The 8,972-nt window shown below is 71.2% G+C and carries 7 protein-coding genes and 1 pseudogene; 5 read left to right on the plus strand and 3 right to left on the minus strand.

Features of this window, described 5'->3' with window-relative positions; all coding sequences use genetic code 11:
- From ACLEQD_RS30440 to ACLEQD_RS30455, 4 genes and pseudogenes are all read left to right on the plus strand, one after another.
- Window positions 1-300 (plus strand): annotated as a pseudogene (locus ACLEQD_RS30440) (DUF3592 domain-containing protein); the annotation flags it as partial.
- An 84-nt stretch (window positions 301-384) separates the two neighbouring features.
- A complete protein-coding gene (locus ACLEQD_RS30445; protein ID WP_410388907.1) occupies window positions 385-2,082 on the plus strand; it encodes an N-acetylmuramoyl-L-alanine amidase in 1,698 nt (565 codons plus the stop codon).
- 442 nt (window positions 2,083-2,524) lie between these two features.
- Complete coding sequence (locus ACLEQD_RS30450; RefSeq protein ID WP_410388909.1) at window positions 2,525-3,886, plus strand: hypothetical protein; 1,362 nt, start codon at window positions 2,525-2,527, stop codon at window positions 3,884-3,886.
- The gene (locus tag ACLEQD_RS30455) at window positions 3,790-5,673 is read left to right on the plus strand and encodes a DEAD/DEAH box helicase (RefSeq protein ID WP_410388911.1); all 1,884 of its coding nucleotides are present in this window, start codon (window positions 3,790-3,792) and stop codon (window positions 5,671-5,673) included. The genes ACLEQD_RS30450 and ACLEQD_RS30455 overlap by 97 nt, the downstream gene beginning before the upstream one ends.
- 347 nt (window positions 5,674-6,020) lie before the next feature.
- Here the strand turns inward: ACLEQD_RS30455 and thiD are convergent, their stop codons facing one another.
- The 3 genes from thiD to ACLEQD_RS30470 form a co-directional block, all read right to left on the minus strand.
- On the minus strand, window positions 6,021-6,830 hold the full coding sequence (gene thiD, locus ACLEQD_RS30460) for a bifunctional hydroxymethylpyrimidine kinase/phosphomethylpyrimidine kinase (protein ID WP_410388913.1): 810 nt from the start codon (window positions 6,828-6,830) through the stop codon (window positions 6,021-6,023).
- Between the two features lie 44 nt (window positions 6,831-6,874).
- The gene (locus ACLEQD_RS30465) at window positions 6,875-7,891 is read right to left on the minus strand and encodes a hypothetical protein (protein ID WP_410388915.1); all 1,017 of its coding nucleotides are present in this window, start codon (window positions 7,889-7,891) and stop codon (window positions 6,875-6,877) included.
- Window positions 7,892-7,977: 86 nt separating this feature from the next.
- Window positions 7,978-8,628 carry an NADPH-dependent F420 reductase gene (locus ACLEQD_RS30470; protein ID WP_410388916.1) on the minus strand — a complete coding sequence of 217 codons (651 nt, stop codon included), beginning with the start codon at window positions 8,626-8,628 and terminating at the stop codon, window positions 7,978-7,980.
- A gap of 102 nt (window positions 8,629-8,730) precedes the next feature.
- Here ACLEQD_RS30470 and ACLEQD_RS30475 point away from each other — a divergent pair.
- Window positions 8,731-8,972: LysR family transcriptional regulator (locus ACLEQD_RS30475; protein ID WP_410388918.1), on the plus strand; the 242-nt coding region annotated here is incomplete at its 3' end.

Raw genomic sequence — 8,972 nt, forward strand, 5'->3', positions numbered from 1 at the left:
GCCGGCTTCGCGTGGGAGGTGCGGCGGCTGTGGCGCCGGGAGGTCGTGCCCCTGCGCCTGGGCGCGCTGGTGTGGCTCACCCCGGACGACGGCTATCTGCCGGAAGGGAAGGGCGAGGCGGTGTTCCCCGCGCACTTCTTCCGCCAGGACGTGAAACACCCCGTGCGGGCGCGCTGCCGTCCCCAGCGGGCCCCGGTGCGCAACGGCGGCAAGGTGCTGGCGGCCGTGGTGCCTGGCGAGCCGGGCTGGTGCCGCGTCATCGACGAGGAGCTGGCGCGGACGCTGGGCTGGGTGCGCTGACGGACGGACAGGTGGGGTTGAAAAGTTGCTGGCCCCCGGAGGCCGTGTGACACACGCCTGTAGCTGCAACGTCCGGAGGCTTCCATGCGCGTACGCTTCTCCCACTTCGTGCTGCCCGTGCTGCTCTTCACGGCCCCGAGCGCCGTCGGAGCCAGCAAGCGCAACGAAGCCGAGGAGGCGTACCAGCAGGCCCGCCGCTCCTACTACGCGCTGAAGGACGACGCGTCCCGCCGCAAGCTGCGCCACCACTGGCTCAACGTGGCGCACCGCTTCGAGGCCGTGGCCGCGCGCTTCCCCAAGAGCGACCGCGCCCCCGACGCCCTCTTCACCGCGGGCGACCTGCTCCAGGAGCTGAGCCGCATCTCCTTCGTGGACGAGGACCTGCAGTCGGCCATCGCGGACTACTCGAAGCTGGTGGATGCGCACCCGAAGCACCGGCTCGCGGACGACGCGGCGCTGGCGCTGGCGCGCATCCACGTCAACCGCCTGGACAAGCCGGAGGCGGCCCGGAAGATCCTCAACGAGTCGCTGGCCACCAACCCCAAGGGCGACCAGGGCAAGGAGCTCAAGGCGCTCCTGGCCTCGCTGCCCCCGCCCAGCCGGACGCCGCCCGCGAAGCCCACGGTGAAGCCGCTGCCCCCGGTGGTGAAGTCCACGCCGGACACCGCCGTCGCCGCGGCGAACCCCAGCTCGGCGCTGGTGGAGGCGATCAGCAAGCTCGCCCGCGAGCCGTCCCCCGTGCTGCCCCGCCTGGATCCGAACGCTCCCGCCTCCGGCACGGACGGCGCGAAGGACGCGGCGGCGAACATCGCGGACGCGCCCACCGTGGCCGACCGGGCCATGGACGTGAAGGACGCCGCGAAGGCTCCGGAGGCGGTGGCCTCCTCGCACGGGACGTCGCAGCCCGCGAAGCCAGAGGCCCGCGTGGAGGTCCCGACCGTGGCGTCGAAGGCGCCTCGCGCGGTGCCGCCCGTGCCGGAGGCTCCGCGCCCGGTGACGGCGCCGGTGGATGCGCAGGTGGCGCAGGCGCGGCTCAAGGCCGTGGCGAAGCAGTCGCGCCACGCGGAGCTGACGCTGGCGGAGCAGCTGGGCCTGAAGGTGCGGCGCGTGGTCATCGACCCGGGCCACGGCGGCCACGACTCCGGCGCGGTGGGCAAGGCGGGGACGATGGAGAAGGAGGTGGCGCTGGCCATCTCCAAGAAGGTCGCGGACGGCCTGCGGGAGAAGGGCCTGGAGGTGGTGCTCACCCGCGACGACGACACCTTCATCCGCCTGGAGGACCGCGCGAAGCTGGCCAACGAGGCGCACGGCGACCTGTTCATCTCGGTGCACTGCAACTCGGCGGCGACGCACAAGCTGCGCGGCATCGAGACGTACACGCTCAACACCTCCGCGGACCGCTACTCCATCCGCCTGGCCGCGCGTGAGAACGCGTCGTCCGAGAAGGGCATCAGCGACCTGCAGTTCATCCTGGCGGACCTGGCCACCAAGGCGAACACGGAGGAGTCGTCGCGGCTGGCGAACGCCGTGCAGCACAACCTGGTGACGGGCCTGTCCACCCGGTACGACGGCATCAAGGACCTGGGCCACAAGGAGGCGCTGTTCTACGTGCTCCTGGGCGCGAAGATGCCCGCCATCCTGGTGGAGACGTCCTTCCTGTCGCACGCGGAGGAGGAGAAGCGCCTGGCGTCCGAGCGCTACCAGGACGAGGTGGCGAAGAACATCGTGCTGGGAGTGGAAGAGTTCCTCGGTGATCGCCGCCGCGTGGCCAAGGTAGACTGACGCTTCCGTCGTCAGTCCCCATGGCCGAGCAGTCCCCCCCGTCCAGTCCCAAGCCCGCGCAGGACCCCCACGCGCCCCCGTTCCAGACGGAGGCGGACCTGCGCGCGTGGCTGAGGGCCGAGGGGCTGGAGCACCTGGCCCGCCTGAGCCTGGCGCTGCTCACCCCGCGCGTGGAGGCCGCGTACCTGCCGCAGGTGCGCGCGGTGATTTCACGCCGCCGGCTGGTGGAGGTGCTGGCGCAGGACACGCTCGACCGCTGGACGGCGGAGGTGCTGCCCACGCCGCGCATGCGGGACCTGCTGCCGAAGCTCGCCTGGCGCTACGTGGAGGACGAGCGGCAGGGCGCATCGAGGCGCGGGCCTCCGTCGCGCAGCGGCTCGCGCCCCCGTCCGACAAGCGCACGCACACGGTCCACGGGATGCTGCTCGCGTGGCGTGCCCGCGTGCCGCCGGGCATCGCGCCCCGTCCGGAGCGGGCGCTGTCGCTGGAGGCGCTGGTGGAGGAGCCGGACCTGCCGGGCTTCCGCCTCAAGGAGACGCGCATCTCCGAGCTGCCGGTGTCCCCGCCGGGCTCGGGCTTCATCCTGCCGGACGCGCGGCTGACGTTCAGTCCGTCGGGCGTGACGGTGGACTGCTCCTGCGGCGCGACGTTCTGCGTGCACCAGCTGGCGGCGGTGGACACCACGCTCCTGTGGCTCCGGCAGCGCTGGACGGAGGGCTTCGGAGAGACGCTGGAGGAGCTGGTGCGGCCCGCGTGGGCGCGGACGCTGCGCGCGCTGGAGCGGGCGGTGGAGGAGAGCCCGGGCGGGGGCGGGGGCGTGGAGCTCTCCTGGCGCCTGGACGTCATCGAAGGCTACGGCGTGGAGGTCGCGCCGTACGTGCACCGGCGCACGAAGAAGGGCCAGCGCACGACGGGCGCGAAGGTCGGCCGGCGCAAGCTGCTCCAGGAGTACGGCTCGCAGCTGGGCCCCGCGGACTCGCGCATCGCGGCGCTGCTCCCGGACAGCACCGCGCCCGCGTCGCGCGCGCTGCTGTTCGAGCTGATCGACCATCCGCGTCTGTCATTGGAGGGCACGCAGGACCTCCCCGTGCGCATCGAGCGCGAGAAGGTGGGCCTGGTCGCCGAGGACCGCGGCGGCACCGTGCTGGTGAACGCGGGCGTGGACGGCGCCGTGCTGCCCGCGCCGCTGTTGGAGCGCGTGCGCAAGGCGAAGCCGGAGGACGCGGTGTTCCTCTGGGACGAGGGCGCGCACGTGCTCACCGTGCTGGACGTGAGCCCGGAGGTGCGCGCGCTGGCTACGGTGCTCCAGCGGCACGGCAACGCGTTTCCCCCGGAGAGCCACGGGCCGCTGCTGGAGCAGCTGTCGAAGTTCTCCGTGCGCCTGCCGGTGGCCATGCCCCGCAGCGTGATGGGCGAGTCCATCGCGCCGCAACAGCTCCCCATGCTCCGGCTGGAGGGGCAGCCCGGGGGCGCGGTGCGGCTGGAGCTGCGGCTGCGCGCGATGCCGGACAGCGCCGCGTTCCTGCCGGGCGAGGGCCCTCGCGACGTGTACGTACGGCGGGAGACGCGCTCCTTCCACGCGGTGCGCGACTTCGGGCGCGAGCTGACGGCGGCCACGGCGCTCCAGGCCCGGCTGCCCTTGCAGACGGCGGAGCCGCAGGAGCTGCCGTTCTGCTTCCTCTTCCACAGCGCGCAGGCGGGCTGGCGGTGCTGGCCGCGTGCGCGGGGCTGGAGCCCCGGCCGGAGCTGGAGTGGGTGGGCACGTCCATGCGGCTCGTGCCGAAGCGGGGCGCGGGGGACCTGAAGGTCGTCCTGGAGCGCAAGCGCGAGTGGTTCGGCGTGCTGGGCAGCCTGTCCGTGGAGGGCGAGCGGGTGGAGCTGGCGCGCCTCCTGGACGCGGCCCGGCGCAAGGAGCGCTTCGTCCAGGTGGACGCGCGCACCTGGGTGGAGATCGAAGCGGCGCTGCGCGAGCAGCTGGAGAAGCTGGCGGATCACGCCTACCTGTCGCGCCACGGGCTGGAGGTGGGCCCGTCCGCGGCGGAGGCCCTGGCGGGGCTGGGCACGGCGGGCGCCATCATCGACGCGGACGCGTCCTGGAAGACGCTGGTCGAGCGCATCTTCGCGGCGAAGGAGCTGAAGCCCCGGGTGCCCGCGACGCTCAAGACGGAGCTGCGCGACTACCAGCTCGAGGGCTTCCGCTGGCTCACGCGGCTGGCGTCGTGGAACGCGGGTGGGGTGCTGGCGGACGACATGGGCCTGGGCAAGACGGTGCAGGCCCTGGCCGTGCTGCTGGACCGCGCGAAGCAGGGGCCCGCGCTGGTGCTGGCGCCCACGTCGGTGGCCTTCAACTGGCGGGATGAAGCCAGGCGCTTCGCGCCGTCGCTCAAGGTGACGATCTTCTCCGACGCGGAGGACCGGGGCGGCACGCTGGAGCGGCTGGGGCCTCGCGACGTGCTGGTGCTCAGCTACGGCCTGCTCGTGCGCGACATCGAGCGGCTGGCCGCGCTGCGCTTCTCCACCATCGTCTTCGACGAGGCCCAGCAGCTGAAGAACGCGGCCACGCAGCGCTTCCGCGCGGCGAGGGCGCTCCAGGGCGACTTCAAGTTCGCGCTGTCCGGCACGCCGCTGGAGAACCACCTGGGCGAGCTGTGGGCCCTGTTCGCCGTCGTCTTCCCGGGGCTGCTGGGCAGCCTGGAGGCGTTCCGCAACCGCTTCGCCGCGCCGATTGAGAAGCAGGTGGACCCCACGGCCGCGCCCGCGCTGGCCCGGGTGCTCCAGCCCTTCCTCCTGCGCCGCACCAAGTCCCAGGTGGAGGCGCAGCTGCCGCCGCGCACGGACGTGCACGTGCCCGTCGTGCTGTCGCCGCCGGAGTGGACGCTCTACGAGGACGCGCGCCTGGCGGCCCTGTCCGACCTGGAGACGCGCAAGTCGAAGATGAAGGACCAGGAGCGCCGCATCGAGGTGCTGGCGGCGCTGACGCGGCTGCGGCTGCTCGCGTCGCACCCCCGGCTGTACGACGAGGCGTCCAAGCTGGAGTCCTCCAAGCTGGAGCGCTTCCTGGACCTCATCCAAGAGCTGCGCGAGGAGGGCCACCGTGCACTGGTGTTCAGCCAGTTCACGTCCCACCTGGCGCTGGTGCGCGAGGTGCTGGACGCGCAGGGTATCGCCTATGAGTACCTGGACGGGCAGACACCCGCCGCCGCCCGCGCCGATCGCGTGCGAGCCTTCCAGGAGGGCGACGCGCCCCTGTTCTTGATTTCACTCAAGGCAGGCGGCTTCGGGCTCAACCTGACGGCCGCCACCAGCGTCATCCACCTGGACCCCTGGTGGAACCCGGCCGTGGAGGATCAGGCCTCCGATCGCGCCCACCGCATCGGCCAGCAGCGCCCGGTCACGGTCTACCGGCTGGTGTCGCGCGGGACGATCGAGGAGCAGATGCTCTCGCTCCATGAGCAGAAGCGGGCCCTGGTGGCCGGCGTGCTGGAGGGCAAGGACGCCGCCGCGCGCCTGTCCACCCAGGAGCTGCTGGGGCTGCTCGCACGGCGGCTGCCGGACGTCGACGGGCTGGATTCCGACGCCCCGAAGCACTGAACGCTCTTTCCGTGGTTTCTGGCCGGGCCTTTCGTGCGCCTGAACAGACACTGAACAGAATTTTAGGCAGTTCATTCATGACCCGGGCTGAACGGTCGAGCAGTCCTGGGCTTCTGATCCGCCATGCCTACATGAAATCCTGATCAGGTGAGTAGGGCGCGCCGTTTGTCGCCGAACATCCCGCGCCGGTGCCTACGATCACCCACCGATCAGGATCGCCATGCCCACATGCTCACATCTTCAGTGGGTCGCCATCCACCCAGATGAAACATGTATCAATTAAATACATGTATCATTGCCGATATTGCGCGCTATTCAATGCAATCAATTGCATTGATGCGTGTGTTTCAATCGTGAATCAGCGGGAAGAAGTGCCCGATCGGGCCGTTCCCGTGGCCCACGGCGAGCGGGTAGCGCAGGGCAGAGGTGACGTACTCCTTCGCCAGTCGCACGGCCTCCAGCGGTGGGGTCCCCAGCGCGAGCCGCGCGGCGATCGCGGCGGACAGCGTGCAGCCGGTGCCGTGCGTGTTCGGCGTGTCCACGGGCGCGACGGACAGCGTCTCCATCCGCGTCCCGTCGAACCACACGTCCGTGCCGCGCAGCGCACCCGGCATGCCGCCGCCCTTCACGAGCACCACGCGGGAGCCCAGGGCGTGGATGCGCCGGGCCGCCTCGCGCATGTCCTCCAGCGTCTCGATGTCCATGCCCGCGAGCAGCTTCGCCTCGTGGCGGTTGGGCGTGAGGATGGCGGCGAGGGGCAGCATGCGCGCGCGCAGGGCGCCGACCGCCTCATCGTCGATGAGCTGCGAGCCCGCGCGGGACACCATCACCGGGTCCACCACGATGGGGCCCAGCGACACGCGGGCGAGCTGATCCGCCACGGCCTCGATGAGCTCGCGCTGGGCGAGCATGCCCACCTTCACCGCGTCCACGCGCATGTCCGACGCGACGGCGTCCACCTGCGCGGTGACGGACTCAGGGGGCAGCAGGTCCACGCGCGTCACCCCGCGCGTGTTCTGCGCGGTGATGGCCGTCACGGCGCTGGTGCCGTGGACGCGGTGGAAGGAGAAGGTGCGGAGGTCGGCCTGGATGCCGGCGCCACCGCCGCTGTCCGAGCCGGCGATGGTGAGGGCGGTTGCGACAGGGAAGGGCTTCATGGGCGCGGCATCCTAGCCGCGGCCCATCGCCACAGGCCCTGGAACTAGAACTGGTTCTGCCGGGCCTGGTCGAAGTCCACGCGGTGCTTCAGGTAGAGCGTGTCCAGCATGTGGTTGCTGATGGGGTTCAGGTTGCCGTCGGTGAAGCGGTGCACCACCGCGCCCTTGCCCGCGTCCTTGAGGAACGCCAGCGGATCCACGTCGCCGCCCAGGCCCGTGAGCGTGGGCACCGGGTCCGCGTTGTTGACGTAGTGCACGTACTGCGGGCCGTCCGGGTACTTCGTGGACGCGGCGCCGAAGGTCTCCACCTCCAGGTGGCTCATCTTCGCCTCCACCTGCGCGGGGGACAGCCCGTCCTCCACACGCAGCCGCTTCGCCACGTCGTTCAGCGCGCGCGCGGTGATGAGCCCGCCCTGGCTGTAGCCCACGAGGTGCACGTCGCGGCCGGCCTTCAGCTCCGAGTAGAGCGTGTCCGCCAGCGTGTCCACGGCGGGGTTCTTGCCCTTGGCCAGCTTGTCCGTCACGCACTGGGCCAGGTCCTTCACCAGGCCCTCGGTCGCGTTGTGGATGCCCACCACCTTCGCGCCGGAGCTGTCCGCCAGCGCCTGCATCTCGTGCAGCTGGCCGTCCGTCGGCGTCATGATGCCGTTGACGTAGAGGATCGTCTTGTCCGGGTTCGGGTTGTTCTTCGGCGTGACGCCCGGAACGTCGCCCAGCTTCGTCGTCGCCGGGAGCACCTTGCCGCCCGCGCCCACGAACATGCCGTCCTGCGCGCGGTCCGGCTTCGCGCCGCCGAAGAGGCTGGTGATCTCCCTCACCGTGGTGGCGTTGAAGACGTTCGCGCCCATCTCCACGAAGCGGGGGAGGTCCTTGATGCCGCCCACCGCCGCGTCGATGAGACCGCCCAGCAGCGTGTTCTTCCGCGCCGGCGCGGCCTGCTCGAAGGAGGACTTCTGGAACGCGGGCGGGTGCGGCGCGGGCTTCTTCGCGAGCGGCTCCGCGGCCGTCTTCGCGGTGGAGGACGGCACGGCGAGGGAACGGGTGCGGTCAATCGTGCTCATGAGAACCTCCAACCACCGGGGGAAGTGGGTCTGGGTAGGTTATCCGAAGCGGGCCGTGGAAGTTGCGTCCCCCCGCGTCATGGCCTTCAGCGCTTCACGACGTGGATGTTGAAGTCGCCGGTGCGCAGGGTGCCCCACAGGCGCAGCCACAGCGGGAGGAAGGCCTCGGTGCCGCGCGCGGTGGTGATGTCCCCCAGGTCGATGACGTGCTTCCAGCCGAAGCCCTCCGTGAGGAGCTGCTTCACGCGGGCCTTCGCGTCCACGTCGTTTCCGGACACGAAGACGTCGTGGTCTCCGGGCACGCGTGACGGCTCCACCATCACCTCGCAGTTCATCGTGTTGAGCGTCTTCACCACCTTCAGCGACGGGAAGGCGCGCTGGAGCTGCTCGCCCAGCGAGTCATCCGGGGGCGTGGAGAGCACCGGCGGCATCCCCTTGGTGAAGTCGAGCGGGTTGGACACGTCCACCAGCACCTTGCCGCGCAGGGCGTCCTCGCCCGCGGACTTCAGGACCTCCAGCGACGCGTTGCCCAGCGTGCAGTTGAAGAGCAGCTCCGCGAACCAGGCCGCGTCCCGGAACGTGCCCTGCGACGCCTTGCCCCCGGCCTTCTTCACCCACGCGGCGGCCTTCGCGTTGTCCGGCGTGCGCGAGCCCATGCGCACCTCGTGGCCCAGCGCCACCAGCTTGCTGCCCAGCGTCTCACCCACCATGCCCGTGCCCAGGATCGCGATCTTCATGAGGACTCCCTTTCGTGTGGGGTGGACCCTAATCGTCAACCGGAGCGCCCGGGAGCACGTCCGGGTTGAACCATCGTCAACCCCGGGTTGACAATCCGGCCCATGGACCTGTTCACGGGCGTGTTGCCGTTCCTCCACGTGGCGGAGGAGCGGAGCTTCCGGAAGGCCGCGGAGCGGCTGGGCGTCACCGTGGCGGCGGTGAGCAAGGCGGTGCGCAAGCTGGAGGAGGAGCTGGGCGCCAGGCTGCTGGAGCGCACCAGCCGGCAGGTGGCCCTCACGTCCGAGGGCAGCCGCCTTCCTGGAGCAGGCGCGCGAGCCGTGGCGGCAGCTCCGCGCCGCGCGCG

The organism is Corallococcus sp. 4LFB, assembly GCF_046520365.1.
GTDB classification, from domain to species: domain Bacteria; phylum Myxococcota; class Myxococcia; order Myxococcales; family Myxococcaceae; genus Corallococcus; species Corallococcus caeni.